Genomic DNA, 26194 nt, shown 5'->3' with positions numbered 1-26194 from the left:
GACTGCGGGGCTCGCAAGCTCACTCCTCGCGCTCACGGGTGCTCCGGGCGGCGGGCGGTCGGCGGCTCGACCACCTGGCGGCCCTGCCCCGACACCGGGCAGCTCGTACGCACCGGGCAGACCCGGCACTTGGAGTTGGCGACCGCGGCGAAGGTGGCGGCAGCCATCGTATCCGCGGTGCGCCGCACCAGCGCGGTCGCCCAGCCGGCCTCCGGGCCCTCCCCCGCCGGCGGTTGGCTCTGCTCCTTCGCGTCCTTCGCGCCGGTGCCGAGCTGCACCAGGGCCGCCCCGCCGGACTCCTCGCCGAAGTCGGCGAAGGCGCCCGCCTCCACCGCCGCCTGGTAGGCGCCGAGCTGCGGGTGCTCGGCGAGGTCGTTGGCCGTGACGGCGGTGGACTTGCCGGTCTTCAGGTCGATGACGACCAGCCGGCCGTCCTCGTCGACCTCCAGCCGGTCCACCCGGCCGACCAGTTCGACGGGCCGGTTCGGGTCGTCGAGGCGCACCGCGAACTCGTGCTCGATGGCGAGCAGCCGGCGCGGGTTCGCGGCCAGCCAGCGGAGCAGCTTGTCCACCATCGCCTCGGCGCGGTTGCGCTCCGGACCGACCATCCAGCGGGCGGCCAACTCGATGACGTCGAACCGGGCGGCGACGTAGTCCAGCAGGGCGCCCCGGTCGGCGCTGGCGTCCTCGGCGAGCATCGCGGCGGCGTGCACCAGGTTGCCGACGCCCTGGGCGGCGCTGGCCGGCGGGCTGCCGCCGTGCCGCTCCAGCAGCCAGCGCAGGCTGCACCGCAGCGCGCTCTCCATCGCCGACGGGGTGACCCGGACCGGCTTCCCCTCGTCGACCAGCGGGCGGTCGTCGGAGAGCTGCCGCAGCCCCCACCAGTCGTCCGGGTGCGCGCCGGCCACCCCGGCGGCGGCGAGCCGGGCCAGCTCGGCGGCCGCCGCCTGCCGCCGGGCGTAGGGCACGGCCGGGTCGCTGACGGCGGTACGCAGCTCCGCCACCAGCGCCGGCAGGGTCAGCGCCCGGGGCGGCCGGCTCACCGGCAACGCCCCCGGCCGGTCCGTTTCCTCGTCGGCTCCGGCGGGCCCGTCGTCCCCCGGCCGCTGCGGCGCGTCCCGATCCGGCCTCGCCGCATCCGGACCGACCGGAGCCGCTCCACCCGTGGCCGGCCCGCCGGCCTGCGACCCGCCGTCGTCGGGGGACGCAGGGCTGCCGCCCGGGGGCGGAGGGCCCCCGTCGGGGGACGCCGGGCCGTCGCCCGGGGCGGGCGGGTCGGTCGGGCCCAGCTCGTAGAGGAAGCGGCTCGGCTGCTCCTCGTGGTCGTCGCCACCCACCGCGGCGGAGGCGACCGCGCTGACCAGCAGCCGCCGCCGGGCCCGGGTGACCGCGACGTGGAACAGCCGGCGCTCCTCGTCGAGCAGCGCCGAGGTCTGCCCGACCAGTGCGGCCACCGCCCCGGCCCCGGCCGTCCTACCGGCCAGCACGTCGACCAGGCGCTCCGAGCCGAGCAGGCTGCCGCGCAGCCGCAGGTCGGGCCAGACGCCCTCCTGCACCCCGGCGACCGCCACGAGATCCCACTCCAGCCCCTTCGCGGCGTGGGCGGTGAGCAGCCGCACCGCCTCCCCCCGGTCGGCGGTCGGGGCGAGGGTGTCGGCCGGCAGGTCCTGGCCGAGGACGTGATCGAGGAAGACCTCCGTACGCGCGCCGGGCAGCCGGTCGGTGAAGCGGGCCGCCGCGTCGAAGAGGACCATCACGGCGTCGAGGTCGCGGTCGGCCGCCTCGGCGCGGCGGCGCCGCGCGACGTCGCCCTCGCCGGTCACCGTCTGGCCGCGGCCGGTTGCCGCGGACCACAGCTCGGCGAGCCCGCTGGCCCGCCAGACCGCCCAGAGCACGTCCTCCGCCGTGGTGCCGGGCCGCGCGGCGGCCTCCCGGGCGACGGCCAGCAGACCGGCCACCGTCTGCGCCGGCTCCGCCCAGTGCCGCTCGATCCCGGCCAGCTCGGCCGGGTCGCGCAGCGCCTCCACGATCAGCTCACCCGAGGGGCGGCGGTCGCCGCCGGCCAGCGCCAAGGCACGCAGCCCCTGCCGCAGCCGCCGCTCGGCCAGCGGATCGGCGCCGCCGAGCGGCGAGTGCAGCAGCGCTACGGCGGCCTCCTCGTCGAGCCGCTCGGGCTCCAGGGCACAGCGCAGCAGGAGCAGCAGCGGCGCGACCGCCGGTTGCAGGTGCAGCGGCAGGTCCTCACCGTGCACGACGGTGGGCACCCCGGCGGCGTGTAGGGCGCGTTGCAGCGAGGGCAGTTGCCGCCCGGTGGAGCGCACCAGCACGGCCATCTCCGACCAGGGCACGCCGCCGAGCAGGTGCGCCTCGCGCAGCGCGTGCGCCAGCCAGGCCGCCTCGCTGGTGGCCGAGCGGAAGGTGCGTACCTCGACCGAGCCGGGCGGCGCGTCGGGCAGCGGGTGCAGCCGGCGGTGCGCCGCCGGGCCGCGCAGCCGTCGCGCCAGCCGGCCGGACGCGGCGAGCAGCCGGGGACCGGCCCGGTAGGAGGTGGTGAGCACCACCTGTGCCGCGGGTGCCCCCGAGGCGGTGCGGAAGCGGTGCGGGAACGTGGTCACCCCCGCCGGGTCCGCGCCCCGGAACGCGTACGTGGAGGAATCCGGGTCGGCGAACGCGACCAGGGGCTTGCCGCCCCCGGCCACCGTCGCGAGCAGGTCCTGCTGGGCGGGGTCGGTGTCGGCCAGCTCGTCGACGTAGACGTACGCCAGCCGCCGGCGCTCGGCCGCGAGCAGCTCGGGGTCGTCGAGCAGCATCCCGGTGGCGGCCCGGACCAGCTCGGCCGGGTCGTACGCGACGGAGCCGCGGTTGCTGACGTCGCGCAGGGCGAGCACGGCCACGTACTCCCGCAGGAAGCGCGCGGCGGCGGGCCAGTCGGCGCGGCCGAGCTTCTCGCCGAGCCGGGCCAGCTCGACGGGGCCGACGCCCCGCTCGGCGGCGCGCATCAGCAGGTCGCGCAGCTGCGCCGCGAAGGCCCGGGTGCGCAGCGCGGGGCGCAGGTCCTCCGGCCAGCCGACCGGGTCGTCGTCGGGCGCCTCGCCGACCACGTCGAGCAGCTCACGGATGATCAGGTCCTGCTCCGGCCCGGTGAGCAGCCGGGGGGACGGCTCGCCCCGCTCGGCCGCGGCCCGGCGCAGCAACCCGAAGGCGTACGCCGGGAGGGTGCGGACCAGCGGCTCGCGCAGCACGCGGTGCCCGTCCTCGGCGACGCGGGCCTCGATCCGTTGGCGCAGCGCGGTGGCGCCCCGGCGGCCGAAGGTGAGCACCAGGATCCGCTCCGGGTCGACGCCCTCGGCCACCCGCGCGGCGACGGCCTCGACCAGCGTGGTGGTCTTGCCCGTGCCGGGGCCGCCGAGCACCAGCATCGGCCCGGCGGTGTGCGCCACGATCTCGACCTGGCGCGGATCGGTCAGCCGCGCCGCGCCCCCGTCGGCCGTCCCCCCGGACCGCAGCTCACTCCCGGCCGGCCCCCCGGACCGCAGCTCACCCTCGACCGGCCCCCCGGACCGACCGTCCCCCCGGGCCGACCCGCCGGGCCGTTGGTCCCCCCGGACCGCCTCGACAGGCCGGCGCACCAGCCGGTACGCCTGCATCCGTCCATCCCACCACGCCGGTACGACACCCCCACCCCGCCACCCCGCCGGCCCCCACCCGGGCCCCCGAAACCGGCGTCGATCATGAGGTTGGCGGGGACGAAAGGGGCGATCCGCGCGGCCAACCTCATGATCGCCGCGGGGAGAGGGGGCCGGGGGGGGAGAGGGAGGGAGCGGGGGTCAGAGGAGGTGGAGTTCCAGGGTGTCCAGGGCGGCGGGGACCGTGTCGGTGACCTTGAGCAGGCCCAGGCCGGCGGGCTTGAGGAAGGCCTGGTCGGCCAGCGCGCCCAGCCAGTCGAGCACCGGGCGGTAGAAGCCGTCGGTGTCGACCAGCATCATCGGCTTGGCGTGCAGGGCCAGGGTGGCGGTCGTCCAGACCTCGAACAGCTCGTCGAGGGTGCCGAGCCCGCCCGGCAGGGTGAGGAACGCGTCCGACTTGTCGATCATGAGGGTCTTGCGGGCGGCCATCGAGTCGGTGACGAGCAACTCGTCCGACGCCAGGTCGGCGACCTCCAGGTCGACCAGCGACTGCGGGATCACCCCGACCGTCCGGCCGCCGGCGGCCCGCGCCCCGTCCGCCAGCGCGCCCATCATGCCGACGCACCCGCCGCCGCTGACGAGCGTGTGCCCGCGCCGGGCGATCTCCGCGCCCGTCTCGGCCGCGAGGTCCAGCCAGCGCTGGTCGAGGGTACGGGAGGAGGCGCAGAACACGCAGATCGCCGCCACGTCAACGCTTCCGGTTCTCGTCGCCCGCCTCGGCGGCGGCCTGCTGGTCGGCGGCGGTGACGGCGACGGCCTCCTCGCGGACCGCCTCCTGCTCGACGTTGAGGGCGGCCTCGGCCTCCACGATGTGCCGGACCGCCGCGTCGACGTCGTCGGTCACGCAGATCAGCTCCAGGTCGACCGGGCCGATCTTGCCGTCGGCGGCCATCGTGTCGCGCAGCCAGTCGAGCAGGCCGCTCCAGTAGTCGGCGCCCATCAGCACCACGGGGAACCGGGTGACCTTGCCGGTCTGCACCAGGGTCAGCGCCTCGAAGAGCTCGTCCATCGTGCCGAACCCGCCCGGCAGCACGACGAACGCCTGGGCGTACTTCACGAACATGGTCTTGCGGGCGAAGAAGTAGCGGAAGTCGATGGCCAGGTCGACCCAGTCGTTGAGCCCCTGCTCGAAGGGGAGCTCGATGCCGAGGCCGACCGACAGCCCACCGGCCTCGCTGGCGCCCCGGTTGGCCGCCTCCATCACGCCCGGTCCACCGCCGGTGATCACCGCGTAGCCGGCCCGGGCCAGGGCCGCGCCGAGCGCCTCGGCCAGCCGGCACTCCGGGCTCTCCGGGTGGCTGCGGGCGGACCCGAACACGCTGACCGCCGAGGGCAGGTCGGCGAGGGTGTCGAAGCCCTCGACGAACTCGGAGAGGATGCGCAGCGCCCGCCAGGCGTCCTTGGTCTTCCAGTCCTCACGCCCCCGCGAATCGAGCAGGCGCTGGTCGGCGGTGCTGCCCGTCATCGCCTGTCGACGCAGCGTCACGGCCCCCCGGTGCCGTTCCTGTCCCGGCTCGCGGCCGGCCTCCCGCCCGTTGCTCTGACCCATGGGAGCAACCGTAGTGGAGCCGCACGCGCCAGGTGCGCGCACCGTGAGCCGGACCGACCGCCGGTCGGCGGGCGAGCCCATGGACGGCGTGAACTCGGGCGACGGACGCGACCTCGGGGGCGACGGGCGGAGACGGGCCGGGCGACGATCGAAAATATTTTTCCGGATCTTGGGCAACTAATTCGGTCGCACGGACGTCTTACTATTCACATACCGGGTATGCCCCGGCGCGCGCCTTCGGGGGAGGAGTCAGCGTGATCAGCAACAGCGAGATGATCCGGATCCGGCGGCAGATGCAGCGCCGCATCCGCGACGTGGTGGCCGAGCGCCGCCGCGCCCGCCTGATGGAACCGTCCACCGACCAGGGCGGCCAGACCGACGCCCGGCCCACCGCCGACGCGTCGACCACCGTCTGACCCGCACCGACGACACCGTGCACGGAGGGTCCGCGTCGGCCGACGCGGACCCTCCGTGCATGCGGGGGACGCCCCGCCCCGGAGACCGTCAGGCGGAGGCGAGCCAGCGGCGCAGGGTGACGGCGCCCTCCCGGATCTTGCTGATCTCCACGTGCTCGTCGGGGTGGTGGGCCAGGTTGGGGTCGCCGGGTCCGAAGTTCAGCGCCGGGACGCCCATCGCGGCGAACCGGGCCACGTCCGTCCAGCCCAGCTTGCCGATCGGCGCGGCACCGACCGCGGCGAGGAACTCCTGGGCGGGCGCCGCCTCCAGCCCGGGCGGGGCGCCGGCCGCCGAGTCCGTGACCCGCACCTCGAAGCCGGCGAAGACCTCGCGCACGTGCGCCTCGGCCTCGGCCGGGGTCCGGTCCGGCGCGAACCGGTAGTTGACCTCGACCTCGCACCGGTCGGGCACCACGTTGCCGGCCACGCCGCCGTGGATGCGGACCGCGTTCATCCCCTCCCGGTAGTCGCAGCCGTCGATGGTCACCCGTCGCGCCTCGTAGTTGGCCAGCCGGTCGAGCACCTCGCCGGCCGCGTGGATCGCGTTCACCCCGTGCCAGGAACGGGCCGAGTGGGCGCGTACGCCGGTGGTGGTGACCATCGCGCGCATGGTGCCCTGGCACCCCGCCTCGACGATGCCGTGCGTCGGCTCCAGCAGCAGCGCGAAGTCCGCCTCCAGCCACTCCGGGTGCGCGTCGGCGACCAGGAAGAGGCCGTTGTACTTCGACTCGATCTCCTCCGCCTCGTAGAAGAAGTACGTCACGTCGTAGCGCGGGTCCGGCAGGCTCACCGCCAGGTTCAGCGCGAACGCCACGCCGGACTTCATGTCCGAGGTGCCGCAGCCGTACATCAGGTCGCCGCGGGTGGTCGACGGGAAGTTGTTGTTCAGCGGCACCGTGTCCAGGTGGCCGGCGAGCACCACCCGCTGGTCGCGGCCCAGGTCCGTCCGCGCCATCACCGTGTTGCCGTGCCGATACGTGGTCAGGTGCGGTACGCCCCTCAGCACCTCCTCCACGCAGTCGGCGATCGCCTTCTCGTTGAGCGACACGGACTCCATGTCGACCAGCGCGCGGGTCAGCGCCACCGGATCGGCCAGGACCTCGGGGGTCAGCGGGTTCTCCATGGTTCGCACGGTACCGTCAGATCCGGCGAGCGCGAGGAGCGAGCGTTCCGGGGCGGCCCGCGGGGGACGCGGGGCGCGGAGGGCTCGCCGGCCCGCAGCACGAACGAGAGGGTGAATCAGTGACGTCCGAATCCGCCTGGGGCATCGGCCTGGCCACCGTTACCGCTGACGACCAGGTGCTCGACACCTGGTATCCGACGGGCAAGCTGGGCCTGGGCGAGCTGCCGCTGGTCGCCGGCGAGGACGAGGCGGACGTGCTGGACCTGCCGCCGGGGGCGGTCGGCGACCGGGCGCTGCCCGGGCTGCGTACCGTCCAGGTGGTCACCGTGATCGGCTCGCTGGACGACCCGATCAAGGATGCCGCCGACGCGTACCTGCGGCTGCACCTGCTCTCCCACCGCCTGGTGCGACCCAACGAGCTCAACCTCGACGGCATCTTCGGCAAGCTGGCGAACGTGGCCTGGACCTCCGCCGGGCCGTGCCCCCCTGAGCGGGTCGACGAGCTGCGGGTCATCGAGCGGGCCGCCGGCCGCCACCTGGCCGTGTACGGGGTGGACAAGTTCCCCCGGATGACCGACTACGTGGTGCCGTCGGGCGTGCGGATCGCCGACGCCGACCGGGTGCGGCTCGGCGCGCACCTGGCGGCCGGCACCACGGTCATGCACGAGGGCTTCTGCAACTTCAACGCCGGCACGCTCGGCACCTCCATGGTCGAGGGGCGGATCGTGCAGGGCGTGGTGGTCGGCGACGGCTCCGACATCGGCGGCGGCGCCTCGATCATGGGCACCCTCTCCGGCGGCGGCACCGACAAGGTCCGCATCGGCGAGCGCAGCCTGATCGGCGCGAACGCCGGCGTGGGCATCTCGCTCGGCGACGACTGCCGGGTGGAGGCCGGCTGCTACGTCACCGCCGCCTCCAAGGTCACGCTGCCGGACGGCCGGGTGGTCAAGGCCCGCGAGCTGTCCGGGATGGACGGCCTGCTGTTCTGGCGCAACTCCGTCACCGGCGCGCTGGAGGCGAAGCCGCGCAGCGGCCGGGGCATCGAGCTGAACGCCGCGCTGCACGCCAACGACTGACGGTCGCCCCCCGCCGGGCCCGCGGTCGGCCGCGGACCCGGCGGGGGTACGCCTCAGCGCAGGCGGTACGCCTGGATGACGCGCTGGGTGACCGTGTTGCCTGCGGTGTCCCGGGCGGTGGCCCGCAGCGAGACGTGTCCGGTGTCGGCGGGGTGCCGCACGGTGGCCGTCCAGCCGTCTCCGCCGCCGCGGACCCGGGCCGGCTGCCAGGTCTTACCGCCGTCGTAGGAGACGTCGACGGTCAGCGCGGCGACCCGCGCCGAGGGCGCGCCCGGCTGCCGCTGCACCTGGACCGGGATCGCGAAGCTCCGGCCCGCCGGGGCGGCGTTGTCCCGGTCGAGCCGGGGCGCGAACCGGATCGCCGACGCCGGCAGCACGGCCGGGTCGTCCCCGGCGACGTGCCGGGACCGGAACGTCCACGTGGCCGCCACCTGGGTGGAGAGGTCGGTGAAGCTCCGCTTCGACGACACCTCCAGCCGGTAGTCGGCCGCGCCCGGCGGCACGTCGAACCCGCCGTACGCCGGCTCCTCGCTCTCCCCGACCAGCACCCCGTTGCGGTAGAGGGCGGTGCGGGCGGTGTCGGCGACCGAGCCGCCGGGGTGGCCCTCGGCGTCGCTGTGCAGCGGCAGGCTCACCCCGATGCGGTCGCCCTGGCGGGTGATCCCCGCCGCCGGGAACGACGGCCCGTACGGCGCGCTGTTCCAGCTCTCCCGGTAGTGCCGCCCGGCGCGCAGGCTCCGCTCCTCGGAGAACAGGATCGCCTTGAGATCCAGCCAGCCGTCGTCGGTCGGCACCCCGAAGTCCAGCTCGGAGGACCACCGCACGTCCCGCGTGTTGTAGTGCTCGACCCGCTGTCCCGGAGTGGCGGTGCGCAGGCCGACCGCCCAGCCGCCGAGGTCGGGTTCCCGGTGCGCGAAGACCAGGCGGTCGGTGGCCAGCCCCGGGCTGCCGCCGTTGAACCGGTGGGTGACGGTGGCCAGGTCCTTCGCCCGGTAGTGCCGGGTGAAGCCGGTCGGCATCCGGCCCGGCACGGCCTCGTTGAGGGCGTAGAGGTAGGGGCTGCTCGCTGCCTTCAGGTCGGCCCACTGGCTGCTGACCGAGGCGATGAACCGTTCCGCGGGCACCGGTCGCCCGAGCCCGGCGGTGAAGAGACCGTCGAAGTCGGAGTCCAGCAGGCCGAAGGTGTAGCTGCCCGTCTCGGCGAGGAAGCTCGCCTCGGTGACGACGAGCGCCGGGGTGGCCGAGCGCTGCGGGACGCTCATCCTGACCGGCTTGCCCCGTCGGGCGTCGAGGGTGATCCGCGTGTCCCCGCCGACCACCAGCTCCGGCTGGACGAGCTGGGTGGCCCCCGTGAGCTCGTCGCCGTCCACGTCGAACACGTAGCTGACCAGCCCGTACCGGCCCTTGGGGACCCGCAGCTCGGCGGTGCCGTCCGGGTCGTACAGGTCGTACGGGTTCAGCTCGTCCAGCGAGACCAGCGTGGTGCTGTGCTCGGCGGCGAGCGCGCCGGCGCGGTTCAGGTGCCGGGCGGTCACCGTGTAGCTCTCCACCTCCCGGTGCACCGCCAGCGGGGTGACGGCCACCACCGCGCCGCCGGAGCGGGCGACGATCCGGCCGGTGTAGTGACCGTCCGGGCCGTCGACCCGGGTGTCGGCGGTGACGGTGGCACTCGCCGTGCCGCCGCCCGGTACGGCGAGCCGGCTCACGCCGAGGGTGAACATGCCGGCCGGGGCCGGCCTGCCGTCCGGGCCGGTCGCCTCGACGGCCAGGTCCAGGTCGGTCGTGGTCGCGCCGTCGTTGCGCCAGGTCACCGTGCGGGTGACCGGGGTGTCGTCGCCGTGCGGCCAGAGTGCCCGCCCGAGCGACACGCTCGGCGGGTCGCTGGTCACGGTCTGCCAGATCGCGTCGGCCACGTCGACCCGCCCGGCCCCCTGCTCGTACGCGGTCAGCTCGGCGTGCGGCTTCGCCGAGGACATCAGCAGGGCCTTGAGCCGGTCGGCCTTCCCGCCGTGCTTCTGGGCGAGCAGCGCCGCCGCGCCGGTGACGTGCGGGGCCGCCATCGAGGTGCCGGAGAGCGAGACGTATCCGTTGCCGGCCGGGTCGCCGATCACCGCGTCCCGGCTGCGCGCCGCCACGATCCCCACCCCCGGGGCGGTGATGTCGGGCTTGAGCGCGTCGTCACCCGTGCGGGGACCACGGCTGGAGAAGTCGGCGAGGCTGTCGTCCCGGTCGACGGCACCCACCGAGAGGGCGGCGTCGGCGGTGCTGGGGGAACTGACCGGCGCGAACCGGCCGGAGTTGCCGGCGCTGATCACGAACAGGGCGCCGGTCTGCGCGGTGAGCGTGTTGACGGCCTCCTCCAGCGGGTCGACCTCCGGGGTGTCGAAGCCGCCGAGGCTGAGGTTGATCACGTTGGCCCGCTGCTCGACCGCGGCCCACTGCATGCCGGCGAGGATCGCCGACTCCGTGCAGCCGAACGTCTCGCAGACCTTGCCGTCGAGAAGTGTCGCGTCCGGGGCCACGCCCCGCATCCGGCCGCCCGAGGCGGCGCCGCTGCCGGCGACGATCGAGGCGACGTGGGTGCCGTGCCCGACGATGTCGCCCGGCGCGGACTCCTCCGTGAAGTTGCGCACCTGCGCCACCCGGCCGGCCAGGTCCGGGTGCGTGGCGTCGATCCCGGTGTCCAGCACGGCGACCCGCACGCCCCGGCCGGTGTACCCGGCCCGGTACGCCTCCGGGGCGCCGATCTGCGGCACGCTGCGGTCGAGCGTGAGCTGCCGCCGGCCGTCGAGCCAGATCCGGTCGGCACCCCCTGCCGCGCCGACCCTCGCGCCGGCGGCGGTGACCGCCGCCCAGACCTCGGCGGCCCGCCGCTTGCTCGCCGTGGCGGCGAGCCCGCCGACGGCGGGCAGCTCACGGGTGACCGTCACCCCGGCGGGCACGGCGGAGCGCCGGGCCGCGCCGGTGCCGCCGGTGATCAGCAGGGGCAGGTGGTCGCGCCGGGCGTCGTCATAGCCGGCGGCGACCAGTTCGGTGACGTCGAACAGCCGCCGGTCGATCCGCCCGTCCCGGATGGGCGCCACGGCGTCCTCGGGCACGACGGAGACGTGGCCCCGCTCCCGTCGGGTCAGGAAGCGGACGTCCTCGCGCCCGGGTGCGGGTCGCACGCTGGCCCGGGAGCCGCTGACGGTGACCCGGTCGCCGGTGAGCAGGGTGACGGTGACCGGGCGGCTGCCGGCGCCCCCCAACCGGGTCGACGGGGTCGCGTCAGGACGGGCTGCCGGTTCGGCGGGCTTCTGGGCGACGGCCATGCCGGGGGTGCCGAGCACCATCCCGAGCACCAGACCGAGACCGACCAGTTTTCTTCTTCGCTGCAACGGATCCTCCTCGTCGGGCGTTACTACCTGTAGGGAGAGACGCATTGACAGTCATCAGAGTTGCATACCGAGTATGCAAAGTGAAGACACAAAGATGACGGAGCAGCCAACGAACAGGACCGATCCTCGGAGATGATCGACCGGTGACATCCATGAAGGAACGCATGCTGGCCGGCGAGCCCTACATCGCCGACGATCCGGAGATCGCCGCCGACCTGGACCGGGCGGCGCGGCTGATGGAACGCTTCAACACCGGCCCGGCCGCCGACCCCGGGGCCCGGCTCGCGGCCCTGCGCGACCTGCTCGGCGAGGTGGGCGAGGGAGCCTGGGTCCGACCGCCGCTCCACGTCGACTACGGCTGGCAGGTCCGGATCGGGCCGCGCAGCTTCGTCAACTTCAACGCGGTCCTCCTCGACGTCGCCCCCATCACCATCGGCGCCGACGTCCAGATCGGACCGAACGTCCAGCTGCTCACCGCCACCCACCCCGTCGAGCCCGGGCCCCGCCGCGACAAGTGGGAGGCGGCCAAGCCGATCACCATCGGCGACAACGTCTGGCTCGGCGGCGGGGCCATCGTGCTCGCCGGCGTCACCGTCGGGGAGAACACGGTCGTCGGCGCGGGCGCCGTGGTGACGAAGGACCTGCCGGCGAACGTCGTCGCCGTGGGTAACCCCGCCCGCGTCGTACGTCAGCTCGACTGAGCCACCATCACGCCCGCCACCTGCACAAACACCCTCCCGCCACTGGCGCGACCGGACCGGCGCACGGCACTGTGGGTGGTGACGTCGTCACCGGGAGGCGGGGATGGTCGGTCGGGTGCTCGAACTGCGCGTGCACGGGGTCTCCAACACGCCCCCCGGTCAGATCCTCGGCCTGCGCCCGGCACCGGGCACCGACGCGCCGGCCCCGCCGTGGCTCGTCGCGGGCGGCCCGGTCACCGGCTTCTACCGCTCCCCGGCCGCCGAGCCGGCCGACCCGACCGCCGAGCCGGCCGACCCGGTCGTCGTCGAGGCGTACAGCTGGGGGCAGTTGACCTCCGGCGCGCGGACCGCACGGGACGTCGAGCGCGCGCTGTGGACGCTGCTGCTCCCGTTCACGCTGGCCAACGTCGCGCTGCACGCCCGGCCGTCCGTCCCGGCCGATCCCGCGACCGAACGCTGGCACAGCACCTCGGGGATCACGGCGTGGCTGATCCGGTTGTTCTGCCTGAGCCTCACCGACAGTTTCGCCCTCACCCTCACCGCCGTCGGGGTCGACCTCGTGGGCTGGCAGTGCGTCGACGACGACTGCCTGCGCCGGATCCCCGGCCCCTGGGAGTTCCTGGGACACGGCTGGTGGAGCGAGGGCGCGCGGTCGTTGGCCGTCGGCCTGCTCGTGCCGCTCGGCGTGCTGGCCCTGCTCGGACTGGTGAGCTGGCGGACCTACCAGTACGAGGCGCAGATGCCCGCCGAACCGGTCCCCCCGCCCGACGCCCCGCAGCCGGTCGGGACCCCGGCGCACGCCGCGCAGCCGCTCGGGGCCCCGGCGGACGGGCGCGAACGACCCGGGGCGGATCCGGCCGCGCCCGACCCGCCGCCCGGCAACCCGTTGCAGGACCGCACCTTCTGGGCCGGCGAAGGCCAGTTGCGCAGGGGCGCCGTGCTGCACCTGTGCACCGGGGTGGTCGTCGCCGCCGCCGTACCGCTGGGTGCGGTCCTCGCCCTGGACCCGCCCCGAGGCGGCCGGGCGGCCGTCGCCTGGCCCACCGTGGCGGCGCTCGCCGCCGTCGTGCTGGTCGCGGTCGTGGCGCTCGCGCGGCCCGGGCTGACCCGGCGCGCCGGGGCCACCCCGCTCGGCGGATGGAGCGTCACGGTCGCCGTGCTCACCGCCGTCGGGCTGGCCGGGACGGTGCTGGTCCTGCTGCTGCCCGATGGCCCCGCGGGCACGCCCCTGGCCGACCTGCGCCCGACGCCCGGATGCGCCCGGCAGGCCGTCGCGCCGCTCTGTCCGGCGGACCGGTCGCTGCCCGGCCTCGACTGGATCGTCGCCTGGCTGGGCACGGGGCAGTTGCTGCTGCTCATCGCGATCGGGTCGGTGGCCCGGTCCGGGCGGCGGGCGCTGGCCGCGCCGGCGGCGGCGGTCCTGCTGCTCGTCCTCGGGTTCGCCTGGTTCACCGGCTGGCTGCCCGGGCCGCCGCCGCCCGCGGCGCTGGAGTTCTGGACGGTCGTCGTCCCGGTCGTCGCCCTGGCCGCCACCGGCCTGCTGCTGCCGCGCGTCCCGTCGCCGGCCGGGCGACCGCCACCGGAGCCCCGCAGCGACCTGGCCTGGGGCGGCCGGGCGCCGGCGGTCGTCGCCGGCTTCGGCTGGCTGCTCTGCGTCTCCTACAGCGCCGGTCTGCTCTACTGGGTCACCGGCCGGCTCAACGGCGGCCCGGCACCGGGCGGGCGCTCCCCCGTCGTGCCCCCGGTCCCGGTGCTGTGGGCCGGGCTCGTCGTCGCCGTCGCCCTGCTCGCGCTCGCCGTCACGGTCGCCCGGGCCGGCCTGCTCCACCTCCGCCTGCGCCGGCACGAGTACGCGCGGGCGACGGCACGGACCGACGACCCGCTCTCCGCCCACGACCTGCGGCGCTGCCGTGACGTCAGCACGTGGCGGGCGCTGCACCGGCTGATCGGCGAGCACGCCGTACGACTGGTCGGCTGCTACGCCGCCGCGTCGGCCGTGCTGGCGACCCTCGGCTGCGCCGCCCTGCTCTCCGGCAGCCCGCCGCACCCGCCGGTCGCGACCGGCGGCGCCGCGGTGGTCGAGTGGATCTCCGAGGTGGGCGGGCGGCTGCTCGGCTGGCTGCCGGTGCTGATCGCCACGGTGGGCCTGCTGGTCTACCGCAACGACGTCGTCCGCCGCACGGTCGGTGTGGTCTGGGACGTGGGCACCTTCTGGCCCCGCACCGCGCACCCGCTGGCCCCGCCCAGCTACGCCGAGCGGGCCGTACCGGAGTTGCAGACCCGCACCGCCGGGCTGCTGGCGCTCGCCGAGGACGATCCCCGGAGCGTGGACGGGATCATCCTCTCGGGACACAGCCAGGGCACGGTGATCTGCGCGGCCGTGCTCCTCCAGCTGCCCGCCCGCTCGCGCCGGCGGATCTGGTTCTTCTCGTACGGCTGCCAGCTCACCCGGCTCTACGGGCGGGTCTTCCCCGGCTACTTCGGCCCGGAGCGGCTGCCGGTGCTGGCCGAGGCGCTGACGCCGCCCGGTGGCCCGATCCGCTGGACCAACTTCTGGCGGGACACCGACCCGCTCGGCTGGCCCGTCGCCGCCGGGGAACGGAACCTGGCCGTACACGACCCGGAGGCGCTGCACCCCGACGACGGCGAGGTGGCCGATCCCCCGATCCGCAACCACAGCGGCTACCCGGAGGCGCCCGAGTTCCACCGGGAACGCTCGCGGGTGGCGTGGCTGCTGCGCCGGGGCGTACCGGCGCCGAGGCGCGGCACCGGCTGACCCGCACGGCGGCCACCAGCACGCGGCGGGCCGCCGCCGCCCTCAGCGTGACGGCGGCGGCTCGGCGAGCCGGACGACCAGGTCGGCGCGGTGCGCGGTGCCGGCCACCAGGGCGGCGTTGGCCTCGTCGCTGCCCGTCGCCCACGCCCGGGCCTGTTCCGCCGACCGCCCGTACGCCTCGTGCCGGGCGGTCAGCCGGCGCAGCCGCAGCTCGGCGTCCAGGTCGAGGAACCACGCCTCGTGCAGCAGCGGCCGCACCTCGTCCCAGGGCGTCCCGGTCAGCAGCAGGTAGTTGCCCTCGGTGACCACCAGCCGCACCGACGGCGGTACCTCGATCGAGCCGGCCACCGGCTCCTCCAGGTCCCGCCGGAAGGCCGGCGCGTAGACCGCCGTCGGCTCCAGGCGGCGCAGGCGGCGCAGCAGCGAGACGTAGCCGTTGGCGTCGAAGGTGTCCACGGCGCCCTTGCGCTCCGCCCGGCCCAGGCGGTGCAGCTCTGCCTGGGCGAGGTGGAAGCCGTCCATCGGCACCAGCCGGGCGGTCGGGCCGACCGCCTCGACGATCCGCTCCGCCAGCGTCGACTTGCCCGCGCCGGGCGGCCCGGCGATGCCGAGCAGCTGCCGCGGGCCGGCCTCGGCGAGGGTCCGCGCCCGCGCCACCAGCTCGTCGGTGCCGACGACCCGGGCGCCGGCCATCAGCCGAGGACCGGCTCGCTGATCGCGAACCGCGCCTGCACCGCGGCGTGCACGGTCTGCGGCTGCGGGTCGAGTTCCAGCTCCGGCGGGCCGCTCTCGGCGCCGTCGCCCATCGCGTACGCCATCCGGCTCATCATCGGCTGCTCCGCCGCACCCGCGTCGGCCAGCTCGATCAGGGCGGTCACCCGGGCGCCGAGGGCCTCCGCGTACTCGCGGGCGCGCAGCAGGGCGTCGGCGAGCGCGGCGTGCCGGGCCTCCCGGTGGGCCGGGCTGTCCGGCCGCAGCGACCACCACGGCCCGGCCACCTCGATCTGGTCCTGGTCGGCGAGGCGCAGCATCAGTTCGCCGAGCGCGGTGAAGTCGCTGACCGTCACGGTGGTGGTCACGCTGCCGCTGTACGCCACCACCCGCTCACCGGAACGCCGGGTCTCCGGCCTGACCTGCAGCTCGCCGGTCTCCCGCCGGTCGATGCCGGGGCCCTCGCCGTCAAGCAGCACCCGGACGGCGGCGGCCCGCTCGGCCAGCCGCTTCAGGGTGGCCTCCCGGTCCCGGTCGCGCGCCCTGGCCGTCACCGCGAACCGGGCGATCTCCGGAGCCACCTCCCGGTACGCCTCGCCGCGCACCGCCACCACCGGCCCGTCCACCATGCCCTCACCCTAACCGCGCGTCCGCCGGCCCGCCCGCCGTCCGATCGCACACCGCCGGGGGCTCGACGCCCCGGCCCCGGGCCCGTCCGGCTCAGCCGGCGTGGACCGTCGCCGGGAGGTGGCCCGTGTAGCCGACCCGGTCGCCGTCGACCCGGCACTCGGTGAGGTAGCCGCCGGCGGCCCCCAACTCCATCAGGAACTCCACCTCGGCGCGGTGGTCGCCGTCGGCGGGGAACTCCTGCCGGTGGGCGAGCAGGTCCCGGTCGAAGAGGACGGTACGCACGTCCCGCGCCTGCTCGAAGTGACCGACCAGGGCGTCGATGTCCTCGGCGCGCAGCGCGGCGGCCAGCCCGTCGAGGAACGCGCTGACCTGACCGAGCTGTCGCACCACCTGCTCGCGGTTGTCGAAGAGCATGTCGGCCGTACGCCGGGCCGGGGTGCCGGCGACCCGGGTGCCGTCCCGGAAGCTGCCCGCGGCCAGGCCCAGCACGGCGTCCCGGAGATCCGACTTCGCCACCGCACCGGCGAGGCTGCCGGCAAGCAGGTGCGGGATGTGCGAGGAGAGCGCCACCACCGAGTCGTGCACCGCCGGCGACATCGGCACCACCCGGGCGGCGAAGACGTCCACGACGAGGCCGGCCAGCATCCGGAACGGCCCGATGCCCTCGGCCGCCGGGCAGAGCACCCACGCGGCCCCCTCGAACAGCGCCGGCACGGCGGCGGCGAGCCCGGAGCGTTCGGTGCCTGCCATCGGATGGCCCGGTACGAACCGGTCGGTCAACCCGTTGGCGGCGGCGAAGGCGGCCACGGCGCCCTTCGTGCTGCCCACGTCGGTGAGGACGCAGCCGTCCCCGGCGTGCTCGGCGACGGTGAGCAGGGTCTCCGGCAGCCTCGGCAGGGGGCCACAGAGGAACACGACGTCACGGTCGCGGACGGCCTCGCCCAGGTCGTCGGGGAAGGTCACGCCGCGCTCGCGCCCGTCCGCCCGGGTGGCCCGGTCCGGATCCCAGCCGACGACGTCCAGCCCCGCCTCGTGCAGCCGGAGCAGGACCGACCCGCCGATGAGGCCGGTGCCCACCACGGCGACCCGGGGTCGCCCACGCGAACTGTCCACCATCACGCGCCTCGGCGGTCGCTCAGGCGCGCAGCCGGCCGGCGACCGCCGCCACGTGCTCGTCGGACTCGGTCAACGCCACCCGGACGTGCTGCCGGCCGCCCGGGCCGTAGAAGACGCCCGCCGCCGCGAGGATGCCCCGCCGGGCCAGCCAGTCGACCGTCTCCCAGCAGTCCTCGCCCCGGGTCAGCCAGAGGTAGAGCCCGGCCTCGGAGTGCTCGACGGTGAAGCCGGCGTCGGTGAACGCGGCGTGCAGGGTGTCCCGCCGGGCCCGGTAGCGCTCCCGCTGCTCGTCGGCGTGCCGCTCGTCGCGCAGCGCGGCCACCATCGCCGCCTGCACCGGCGCCGGCACGATCATCCCGGCGTGCTTGCGGACCTTGAGCAGCTCCGCCACCAGCGCCGGGTCGCCCGCCACGAAGCCCGCCCGGTAGCCGGCCAGGTTGGACCGCTTGGAGAGCGAGTGCACGGCCAGCACCCCGTCGTACGACCCGCCGCAGACCTCGGGCGAGAGCACCGAGACGGGCTCGGCGGCCCAGCCCAACGGCAGGTAGCACTCGTCGCTGGCGACCACCGCGCCGCGCTCCCGGGCCCAGTCGACCACCTTGCGCAGGTGGGCCGCCGGCAGCACCCGGCCGGTCGGGTTGCCCGGCGAGTTGACCCAGACCAGGCGCACCCGGGAGGTGGGCCCGACGGCGGTCAGCGAGTCGGCGCGTACGACGGTGGCGCCGGCGAGCCGGACCCCGTCCTCGTAGGTCGGGTAGGCGATCGAGGGCACCACGACGACGTCGCCGGGACCGATCCCGAGCAGGGTCGGCAGCCAGGCGACGAGTTCCTTGGAGCCGATCGTCGGCAGCACGCCGAGGCCGTCGACGCCGGCTCCGCAGGCCCGTGCCACCCAGGCCGCGATCGTCTCGCGCAACACCGGCGTGCCGGCGGTCAGCGGGTAGCCCGGGGCGTCGGACGCGTCGGCAAGCGCCCGCCGGATCACCTCGGGCACCGGGTCGACCGGCGTACCCATGGAGAGGTTGATCAGGCCCTCAGGGTGCGCCGCGGCCAGTGCGGCCGCGGCGTCCAGGGTGTCCCAGGTGAACTCCGGCAGCCGTGACGAGACCGGCGCGGGCCGGTTCAGTGGCCCTCGCCGCGCGGCGGCTGCGCGGCGACGAAGGTCGCGTCCTTCTCCACCTTGCCGATCTTCGAGGCGCCGCCGGGCGAACCCAGTTCCTCGAAGAACTCGTAGTTGGCGCCGGTGTAGTCCTTCCACTGCTCCGGGACGTCGTCCTCGTAGAAGATCGCCTCGACCGGGCAGACCGGCTCGCAGGCACCGCAGTCGACGCACTCGTCGGGGTGGATGTAGAGCATCCGGTTGCCCTCGTAAATGCAGTCGACCGGGCATTCCTCGATGCAAGCCTTGTCGAGCACATCCACGCACGGTTCGGCGATGATGTAGGTCACCGGTCTTCTCCTCCGCAAGACACGCCGCGATCACCCGCGACGGTTAGAGCCTAGTATCTCGCCGGGGAGGGGGTCGATCGTGCTCCGACAGCAGGATGTGGGACATCGGATCGTGGTGCGCCGGATCGTGGGGATTCGCGAAGGTCGCCCGCTCTTCTCCGACGCCCTCGGCGAGCTGGTCGAGCTGAGCGAAACCCATCTCACACTCGCCACGGCGCAGGGCCGGCTCCGGGTCCCCGTGGCCGAGGTGCACCGGGCCAAGCGGGTGCCGCCGGCCCGCCGGCCCACCGCCGCCGCCGTGGTCGAGCTGGAACTGGCCGCCGACGAGGCGTGGCCCGCCGCCGTGCGGGGGCGGCTCGGCGACTGGCGGCTGCGCGCCGCCGACGGTTGGACCGGCCGGGCGAACTCGGCGCTGCCCGTGGGCGACCCGGACCGGCCCCTGCCCGCCGCGCTCGACGCGGTGGAGCGCTGGTACGCCGACCTCGGTCAACCGCCGATGGTCAACACCCCGCTGCCGCTCGCCGCCCCGGTCGGCGCGGAGCTGGACGCCCGTGGCTGGGTCGGCAGGCCGCCCGTGCTGGTGCAGACCGTGCCGCTGGCGGGGCTGCCGCCGGCCGGGCCGGAGCGCGCCGGAGCGCCGCCGGTCGAGCTGGCCGCCGGTCCGTCGGACGACTGGCTCGCCGTCGCCGCCGGTCGCAAGGGCGGCCTGCCGGACGCCGCCCGGCACGTGCTCACCGCCGTGGACCAGGTCCGTTTCGCCCACGTGTACGCCGACGGCACGCTGCTCGGCATCGGTCGGGGCACGGTCACCGGGCAGGGGCGCTGGCTCGGGCTCAGCCTCGTCGAGGTGCTGCCCGAGGCGAGGCGGCAGGGCCTGGCGGGCCGGATCATCCGGGCGCTCGCCGACTGGGGCGTGGCGACCGGCGCCTCGCGCGCCTTCCTCCAGGTCGAGCAGCGCAACACCCCGGCCGTGGCCCTCTACCGCACCCTCGGCTTCACCACCCACCACACCTACCTCACCCGCACCCCACCCCCCTGACCCACCCGGGCCCTGCCCTCCCCGCCCCGCCCGCCCCCGCCGCCCCGCCTCGCGCCCTCCCGCCCCCTGGCGTCGCGCCCTCCCACCCGCTGGCGTCGCGCCCTCCCGCCCCCCCGGCGTCGTCGATCATGAAGTTAGCGCACTCGGAAAGCGCGTTCCAGGGCGCTAACCTCATGATCGACCTCACGGCGGGGGGCGGAGGCGCGGCGCGGGGCCGGGCACGCGGCGGAGGGGCCGGGCGCGGGGCCGGAGGGCCCGGGGGCCGGGCGCGGGGTGGGTGGGGTGACGTGGGGTGGGGTGGGTGGTCAGCGGCGGACTACGCGGCGGGGCTTGGTGGCCCTGAGTTCGGCGTACCGCTTGAGCGACTGCGAGCGGTGGTCCAGGCCGAGCGCCGTGAGGAGCAGGTAGCCGAGCAGCACGCCCACGCCGGCCGCCGCGAGGTAGAGCCAGATCTGGGCGAAGAAGGTGCCCGCGCCCCCGCCGAACGGGTTGTCGCCGACCAGCAGCGGCCCGACCAGCACCGTCAGCAGCAGCGCGATCCCGACCGCGGCGGCCAGGTCGACGCCCCAGGCCGAGACGGGCCGGCGCCTGCCCCACACGAAGGCGACCGCCGCCAGGACCAGCCCGATCACCGCGAACATCCCCAGCGACACCCGGTCGGCGGCGGCCGTGTCGTCGCCGTCGAAGCCGAACCGGGTGACCAGCCGGGCGACCACGTTGACCGCGAACAGCGCGACCGCGAGAACCCCGGTCGCGCGCCACCGCTCACTCATCGCACGCCTCCCGCCGTACCGCCCGCTCCAGCAGCGGGCTTCCTGGCAGGAATGTCTACCACCGGAACCTGTGCGCCGTCAGTCCTCCGACCGGACCGGTGGCGGTGCCAGGATCTGCCGGAAACCCATCACCGCGAAGGTCATCGCGCCGGCCACGATCATCGCCAGGCCGACCCAGTTGTCGCCGGTGACGAGCAGGTCCCCCTCGGCGGTGCGGACCGCCGCCACCGCCATCAGGACGAACCAGGGCGCCGCGGGCAGCGCCACGGCCCACCGGCGACCGACGGCCTCGTGCGCGAACCAGCTCAGGGCGATGTTCGCGCCGATGGCGACGAGCACCGAGACGCCGATCAGCTGCCCGCCGACCCGGAGCGTGGCCAGCAGCAGCTCCAGCACCGCGGTGAGGATCCCACCGAGGACGGCGACCAGCCCGCCGGCCACCCGCAGGGCGAGGTCGAGCAGCCGTCGGGACCGCCCGGACGGTGGCGGCGGGGCGGTCTCCTGCGGGGCGGCCGACATCGACGCGACGGGCAGGGTCACCGGATACCGGCCCTGACCGGAGACCGGTCCGGGCCGTCGGCGACGTCGAGCCCGGCGAAGAGGTCGTCCTCCCAGCCGTTCGGGCCGCTGCCCGGCCCCCGCTCGCCCACCGCGAGGGTGTAGTACTCCACGCCCATGAACTCGCTGCCGAAGTTGCCGGCAATCGAGTAGAGCCAGGAGGCGTCGGGGATCTGGGTGGCGTGCGCGCGCATCGCCGCCTCCTTGGCGGCGTGCTGGTCGGTGGCGTCGATCCGGGCGGCGATCTGCGCGTCCGGGGTGCCGAAGGGCAGCTCCGAGGTGTCCTGGATGCCGGCGAAAGGGTTGTCCGCCGACTCGGCGAAGTGGGTCAGGCCGGCCTCCAGCACGCTGAGCGGCATCGCCGTCCAGTAGACCTTCGCCGGGGCGAAGCCCTCCGCGCCGGCCAGCTCGTACGCGCGCATCGCCACCCGGTGCGCCTGGATGTGGTCCGGGTGCCCGTAGAAGCCGTTGTCGTCGTACGTGACCATGACCTGCGGGCGTACCTCCCGCATGATCTCCACCAGGTGCCCGGCGGCCTCGTCAAGGTCGGCCTGCCAGAAGGCGCGGGGGTGCTCGTTGGTGGCGAGGCCCATCATGCCGGAGTCGCGGTAACGGCCGGCGCCACCGAGGAAGCGGTGGTCGGTGACGCCGAGCGCGGCGCAGGCGGCGTTCAGCTCGGCGATCCGCCAGCCGCCGAGCTGGTCGGCCTCGGCCGCGGCGAGCTGGGCCAGCGCCGGCACGTGGATCTCGCCCTCCTCGCCGAGGGTGCAGGTCACCAGGGTGACGTGGGCGCCGGCGGCGGCGTAGTGCGCCATCGTCGAGCCGGTGCCGATGGACTCGTCGTCGGGGTGCGCGTGGACCAGCAGGAGGCGGCGGTCGGGCAGCGTCGTCACGCCGGTCACTCTATCCGGCGGTTCTCCTCCGCCGGCCCCGACGCGTCCGCGCAGGTCGGCCACATCACCCCCGGTCACCGCTCTACGATCTGGTCTGTGGACTTTCCGGAGCTGGCCGCCCGCACCCGCCGGTTCAGCCGCGGAGCGCCGCGGGCGGTCACCGTGGCCGACGACGGCTCCCGGGTGGTCTTCCTACGGTCGGCCGGCCCGGAGGACCCGGCCGACGCGCTCTGGCTGCTCGACGTGGCGACCGGCGAGGAGCGGCTCGTCGCCGACCCGGCGGCGCTGCTCGGGGCCGACGCCGCCGCCGACGCGCTGAGCCCCGGCGAGCGCGCGCTGCGCGAGCGGCTGCGCCTGAGCGCCTCCGGCATCGGCTCCTACACGCTGGACGGCGCCGGCCGGGTGGCGGTCTTCGCGCTGGCCGGGCGGCTGTTCCGGGCCGACCTGGTGCACGGCGACGTGGTCGAGGTGGCCACCGTCGGCCCGGTGCTCGACCCCCGGCCCGATCCCACGGGTCAGCGTCTGGCATACGTCACCGACGCCGCCGAGGGGGTCCGTCGGGGGCAGCTTCGGGTGGTCGAACACGACGGCACGGACACCCTGCTGGCCGGCGAGGACTCCGGGGTGACCTGGGGGCTGGCCGAGCACATCGCGGCCGAGGAGTTCCACCGCTTCCGCGGCTACTGGTGGGCGCCGGACGGTCGATCGGTGCTGGCCGCCCGGGTGGACGAGTCCCGCGTGGAACGCTGGCACCTGCACGACCCGGCCGACCCGGCGAGCCCGCCGACCACCGTCGCGTACCCCCGGGCGGGCACCGCGAACGCCGAGGTCAGCCTGCACCTGCTCGACCTCGACGACGGCTGGGTCGACGTGCACTGGGACCGGGAGACCTACCCGTACCTGGCGGCCGTGCACTGGGCCGAGGGGGGCCCGCTGATCACCGTGCTGCGCCGTTCCCAGCAGCACGGCCTGGTGCTGGCGATCGACCCGCGCACCGGCGAGACCCAGGTGCACGCCGAGCTGGCCGACCCGCGCTGGGTGGAGCCGATCCCCGGCACCCCGGCGCACCTGCCGGACGGCCGGGTGCTGGTCGGCGGCGAACTCGCCCACGACGGGTACGACGCGCGCTGCCTCTTCGCCGACGGCACCCTGCTCACCCCGCCGTCGCTCTACGTCCGGCGGGTGGTGGGGCGGCTGCCCGGTGGCAGCGGCCCGGCCGACCTGCTGGTGGAGGCGAGCGACGGGGAGCCGAGCGAGCGGCACCTGTTCCGGGTGCGCACGACCATCGGCGGCGGCGTGGACGCGCGCCGGATCACCACCGACCCGGGCTGGCACACCGCCGCCGTGGGCGGGGACGTGCTGGTGGTGGGGAGCGCCTCACTCGACCACGCGGGCACCCGGTGGACGGTGTGGCGGGGCGATCAGGAGGTGGCCGTGCTGCGCTCGCTCGCCGCCACCCCGCCGTACGCGCCGCTGCCGCTGCTGGAGCGGGTCACCGACCGGCGGCTGCCGACGGCCGTGCTCTACCCGGACAACTACGTCACCGGCCGGCGGCTGCCGGTGCTGCTGGACGTCTACGGCGGACCGGGGCACCAGGAGGTGCTCGCGGCTCGTGGGGCGTGGCTGGAGCGGCAGTGGTGGGCCGACGCCGGCTTCGCGGTCGTCACCATCGACAACCGGGGCACGCCGGGCGTGGCCCCCTCCTTCGAGAAGGCGATCCACCGGCGGGTGGCCGACGTCGTCCTGCTCGACCAGGTGGACGCGCTCACCGCGTTGGCCGGCAAGCATCCCGACCTGGACCTGGAGCGGGTGGCGGTGCGCGGCTGGTCGTTCGGCGGCTGGCTGGCCGGGCTGGCGGTGCTGCGGCACCCGGAGCTGTTCCGGTGCGGCATCGTGGGGGCGCCGGTCACCGACTGGGCGCTGTACGACACGGCCTACACGGAGCGCTACCTGGGCCTGCCGGACGACGGCACGGACATCTATGCGCACCACTCGCTGGTGGAGCTGGCCGGCGAGCCGGTGCAGCGGCCGGAGGAGGCCCGGCCGCTGCTGCTGGTGCACGGCCTGGTCGACGACAACGTGGTGGCCGCGCACACGCTGCGGCTGTCGGCGGCGCTGCTGGCGACCGGCCGGCCGCACTCGGTGCTCCCGCTGACCGGGGCCACCCACATGGCCGCCGGCGGCACCGCCGAACGCCTGCTCAGGCTCGAACTCGACTTCGTCCGCCGCCACCTCTAGGCGCGCCCGACCTGGCCGTCCCCGCCGCGGGCCGGCCGGCTCCCGCCGGACAGCCGATCTCCACCCCCGGCGCCAGCACCCGGTCGGGGTGGTCGCCGAGGTGCGCCGCCGGGCAGGTCACGGGTGGGCGGCCCACAGACACGGCGACCCCCGGCCGACGACGTTGTCGACCGGGGGTCGGTCCGTGCGTGTCACCGCTGGGGTGTCATCGCCTCACGGGTGGTGTCACTGCTTGACGTAGGCGTCCACGAAGCTCGGCCAGCCGAAGATGCTGCCGATGAAGACGCCGCCGGCCTTCTCGCCGTGCGCGATGGAGACCACCTCGACGTAGAGCGGCACCGCCGGCGCCGTCTCCTTCATCAGCCGCTCGTCGATCTTGCTCCACTCGTCGGCCTGCTTGGCCGGGTCGAGCGCGAGGATCCGGTCGAACTCCGCGTTGAGCGCCTCGTTGTTGAGCTGCGAGGTGTTGCTGTTGCCCTCGGCCTTGATGCCACGGCCGTCGAAGAGCACCGGCAGGATCGACGCGCCGCTGGGCCAGTCGGCCGCCCACGAGTCGACCCAGAGGTCGTACGGGTTGTCCTTCTTCTTCACCGTGTCGAGGAAGCCGTCCTCGGGGATCGTCTTGATCGTGACGGTGAAGCCGGCCTTCTCCAGCGCGTTCTTGATCTGCGTGGCCCGCTCCTGGGAGCTGGTCACGTCGGAGGTGAGCAGCACCAGGTTCTGCGTCTTGCCCGCGAGCAGCTCCTTGGCCTTCTCCGGGTTGCCGCCGTCGCCGGCCGGGTAGGCGTCGAACTGCTTGTAGCCGAGCGTGGTGGGCGGCAGCAGCGTCGTCATCGGCACCGCGCCGTAGGGGCCGCCGAGGTTCTTGGTGATGCTGGTGCGGTCGATCGCGTGGTTGATCGCCTGCCGCACCGACAGGTCGGTGACCCGGGCGGTGTTGATGCTCAGGCGGTACGCGTTCGGCGTGGCCGCGACGATCATCCGCTCCTTGAGCTTGGGGTCGCCGGTGACCTTGGCGATCAGCTCCGACGGGACACCGCCGGTGGCGACCGCCGCCGCGTCGTTGCCGGTGCCGGCGAGCACCCGGTTGGTCTGGGCGGCCTGGTCCGCGCCGAGCGACCAGACGAACTTGTCCGGGTACTGGTGGCGCACGGCGTCGGTGGCCGGGTCCCAGTGCTCGTTGCGCTCGAGCACGATCTCGACGCCCGGGGTGTGCTTGGCGAACTTGTACGGGCCCGACGAGAACGGCTGGTTGTCCAGGTTGACGCCGGTGTCCTTGTCGGCCGGCAGCGGCGCGGTGGCCGGCAGCGAGACGGCGAACGGCAGGTCACAGCGGGGCTTGTTGAACTCGAACCGCAGGGTCCGCTCGTCCGGCGTGGTCAGCCCCGGCGGCAGCGAGGTCTTGTTGGCCTTGAAGTCCCACTTGGTGTCGTACTGCGGGCTGTCGACCAGCCACTCCTGGAGGTAGGTCGGGCCGCCGGTGAGGTCCGGGTCGAAGGACCGGGCGATGCCGTACGCGATCTCCTTGCTGGTGATCGGCCGGCCGTCCTCGAACTTCACCCCCTGCTTGACCTTGAACTCCCAGACCTTGCAGTCGTTGTTGACGTTGGTGCCGGGGGTCTCGGCCAGGTCACCGACCAGGGTGACGTTGCCCTTGCCGTCGTCCTTGAACGTGGTGAGGAAGCGGGCGTAGAGCTGGCTCCCCATCAGGCCGGCGAACGAGTAGATCCGCTGCGGGTCCATGTGGGAGATCTTGTTCTCCCGCAGGATGTAGAACGTGCCGCCCTTGGCCGCGCCGGGCACCTCCGGCGCCGGGCCGAGGGAGTCCTTGGGGTCGGTGGCGATGGCGCCGGTGCGCGGCTTGGTGGTGTCCACCCCGCCGGTGTCGTCACCGGTGTTCTCGCTGCACGCACCGAGGGAAACCATCAGTGCGATCGCACCGCCCAGGGCGGTGACGCGTCTTGCTCGCATACTCACTCCTCCGGATCGCCGATGAAGGAAAGCTTCGCCTAGCCTTCAATGACGGTAAATTTCGAGCAGATAA

20 protein-coding genes are annotated in these 26194 nt (G+C 75.0%); 6 read left to right on the top strand and 14 right to left on the bottom strand.

Going from position 1 to position 26194, the window contains the following annotated elements:
- Window positions 1-32: 32 nt before the first annotated feature.
- The 3 genes from ACLQ22_RS06545 to ACLQ22_RS06535 all read right to left on the bottom strand — a co-directional run bounded on the left by ACLQ22_RS06545 (window position 33) and on the right by ACLQ22_RS06535 (window position 5235).
- A complete protein-coding gene (locus tag ACLQ22_RS06545; protein WP_425691453.1) occupies window positions 33-3647 on the bottom strand; it encodes an ATP-dependent helicase in 3615 nt (1204 codons plus the stop codon).
- A gap of 180 nt (window positions 3648-3827) precedes the next feature.
- Window positions 3828-4373 carry a TIGR00730 family Rossman fold protein gene (locus ACLQ22_RS06540; protein ID WP_425691452.1) on the bottom strand — a complete coding sequence of 182 codons (546 nt, stop codon included), beginning with the start codon at window positions 4371-4373 and terminating at the stop codon, window positions 3828-3830.
- A gap of 1 nt (window position 4374) precedes the next feature.
- Entirely contained in the window at window positions 4375-5235 is an 861-nt protein-coding gene (locus ACLQ22_RS06535; protein ID WP_425691451.1) for a TIGR00730 family Rossman fold protein, read from the bottom strand.
- 254 nt (window positions 5236-5489) lie between these two features.
- Between ACLQ22_RS06535 and ACLQ22_RS06530 the strand changes: the two genes are divergently transcribed.
- Window positions 5490-5651 (top strand): hypothetical protein, encoded by a 162-nt coding sequence (locus tag ACLQ22_RS06530; protein ID WP_199729509.1) that lies wholly within the window; start codon window positions 5490-5492, stop codon window positions 5649-5651.
- A gap of 88 nt (window positions 5652-5739) precedes the next feature.
- Here the strand turns inward: ACLQ22_RS06530 and dapE are convergent, their stop codons facing one another.
- A complete protein-coding gene (dapE, locus tag ACLQ22_RS06525; protein ID WP_425691450.1) occupies window positions 5740-6813 on the bottom strand; it encodes a succinyl-diaminopimelate desuccinylase in 1074 nt (357 codons plus the stop codon).
- 119 nt (window positions 6814-6932) lie between these two features.
- Between dapE and dapD the strand changes: the two genes are divergently transcribed.
- On the top strand, window positions 6933-7889 hold the full coding sequence (gene dapD, locus ACLQ22_RS06520) for a 2,3,4,5-tetrahydropyridine-2,6-dicarboxylate N-succinyltransferase (RefSeq protein ID WP_425691449.1): 957 nt from the start codon (window positions 6933-6935) through the stop codon (window positions 7887-7889).
- A gap of 53 nt (window positions 7890-7942) precedes the next feature.
- Here dapD and ACLQ22_RS06515 read toward each other — a convergent pair whose 3' ends face one another.
- On the bottom strand, window positions 7943-11311 hold the full coding sequence (locus tag ACLQ22_RS06515; protein ID WP_425691448.1) for a S8 family serine peptidase: 3369 nt from the start codon (window positions 11309-11311) through the stop codon (window positions 7943-7945).
- Between the two features lie 98 nt (window positions 11312-11409).
- Between ACLQ22_RS06515 and ACLQ22_RS06510 the strand changes: the two genes are divergently transcribed.
- Both ACLQ22_RS06510 and ACLQ22_RS06505 read left to right on the top strand, forming a co-directional pair.
- Window positions 11410-11967, top strand: coding sequence for a sugar O-acetyltransferase (locus tag ACLQ22_RS06510; RefSeq protein WP_425691447.1), 558 nt, complete (start codon window positions 11410-11412; stop codon window positions 11965-11967).
- A 103-nt stretch (window positions 11968-12070) separates the two neighbouring features.
- Window positions 12071-14743, top strand: coding sequence for a hypothetical protein (locus tag ACLQ22_RS06505; protein WP_425691446.1), 2673 nt, complete (start codon window positions 12071-12073; stop codon window positions 14741-14743).
- A gap of 42 nt (window positions 14744-14785) precedes the next feature.
- Here the strand turns inward: ACLQ22_RS06505 and ACLQ22_RS06500 are convergent, their stop codons facing one another.
- The 5 genes from ACLQ22_RS06500 to fdxA all read right to left on the bottom strand — a co-directional run bounded on the left by ACLQ22_RS06500 (window position 14786) and on the right by fdxA (window position 18649).
- Window positions 14786-15436, bottom strand: a complete 651-nt coding sequence (locus tag ACLQ22_RS06500) for a nucleoside/nucleotide kinase family protein (protein ID WP_425691445.1) — start codon at window positions 15434-15436, stop codon at window positions 14786-14788.
- Complete coding sequence (locus ACLQ22_RS06495) at window positions 15436-16083, bottom strand: SIMPL domain-containing protein (RefSeq protein WP_425691444.1); 648 nt, start codon at window positions 16081-16083, stop codon at window positions 15436-15438. The genes ACLQ22_RS06500 and ACLQ22_RS06495 overlap by 1 nt, the downstream gene beginning before the upstream one ends.
- Before the next feature lie 91 nt (window positions 16084-16174).
- On the bottom strand, window positions 16175-17200 hold the full coding sequence (locus tag ACLQ22_RS06490; RefSeq protein WP_425691443.1) for a prephenate dehydrogenase: 1026 nt from the start codon (window positions 17198-17200) through the stop codon (window positions 16175-16177).
- 19 nt (window positions 17201-17219) lie between these two features.
- Window positions 17220-18326 carry a succinyldiaminopimelate transaminase gene (gene dapC / locus ACLQ22_RS06485; protein ID WP_425691483.1) on the bottom strand — a complete coding sequence of 369 codons (1107 nt, stop codon included), beginning with the start codon at window positions 18324-18326 and terminating at the stop codon, window positions 17220-17222.
- Entirely contained in the window at window positions 18323-18649 is a 327-nt protein-coding gene (gene fdxA / locus ACLQ22_RS06480; protein WP_091422126.1) for a ferredoxin, read from the bottom strand. The genes dapC and fdxA overlap by 4 nt, the downstream gene beginning before the upstream one ends.
- 79 nt (window positions 18650-18728) lie before the next feature.
- On the opposite strand from fdxA, the gene ACLQ22_RS06475 reads away from it, so the two are divergent.
- Entirely contained in the window at window positions 18729-19688 is a 960-nt protein-coding gene (locus ACLQ22_RS06475; RefSeq protein WP_425691442.1) for a GNAT family N-acetyltransferase, read from the top strand.
- Window positions 19689-19993: 305 nt separating this feature from the next.
- Here the strand turns inward: ACLQ22_RS06475 and ACLQ22_RS06470 are convergent, their stop codons facing one another.
- From ACLQ22_RS06470 to mshB, 3 genes are all read right to left on the bottom strand, one after another.
- Window positions 19994-20461 (bottom strand): hypothetical protein, encoded by a 468-nt coding sequence (locus ACLQ22_RS06470; RefSeq protein WP_425691441.1) that lies wholly within the window; start codon window positions 20459-20461, stop codon window positions 19994-19996.
- 78 nt (window positions 20462-20539) lie between these two features.
- Window positions 20540-20980, bottom strand: a complete 441-nt coding sequence (locus ACLQ22_RS06465) for a hypothetical protein (protein WP_425691482.1) — start codon at window positions 20978-20980, stop codon at window positions 20540-20542.
- 17 nt (window positions 20981-20997) lie between these two features.
- Window positions 20998-21921: an N-acetyl-1-D-myo-inositol-2-amino-2-deoxy-alpha-D-glucopyranoside deacetylase gene (mshB, locus tag ACLQ22_RS06460; protein WP_425691440.1), complete on the bottom strand. Its 924-nt coding sequence runs from the start codon at window positions 21919-21921 to the stop codon at window positions 20998-21000.
- An 87-nt stretch (window positions 21922-22008) separates the two neighbouring features.
- On the opposite strand from mshB, the gene ACLQ22_RS06455 reads away from it, so the two are divergent.
- Complete coding sequence (locus tag ACLQ22_RS06455) at window positions 22009-24150, top strand: prolyl oligopeptidase family serine peptidase (protein ID WP_425691439.1); 2142 nt, start codon at window positions 22009-22011, stop codon at window positions 24148-24150.
- A 225-nt stretch (window positions 24151-24375) separates the two neighbouring features.
- Here the strand turns inward: ACLQ22_RS06455 and ACLQ22_RS06450 are convergent, their stop codons facing one another.
- A complete protein-coding gene (locus tag ACLQ22_RS06450) occupies window positions 24376-26121 on the bottom strand; it encodes an ABC transporter substrate-binding protein (protein WP_425691438.1) in 1746 nt (581 codons plus the stop codon).
- Between the last annotated feature and the right edge of the window lie 73 nt (window positions 26122-26194).

The sequence above is a fragment of the Micromonospora sp. DT178 genome (assembly GCF_049841695.1).
Taxonomy (GTDB): Bacteria; Actinomycetota; Actinomycetes; order Mycobacteriales; family Micromonosporaceae; genus Micromonospora.
The sequence above is the reverse complement of the archived record's forward strand: the minus strand, read 5'-3'. Positions and strand labels throughout refer to the sequence as shown.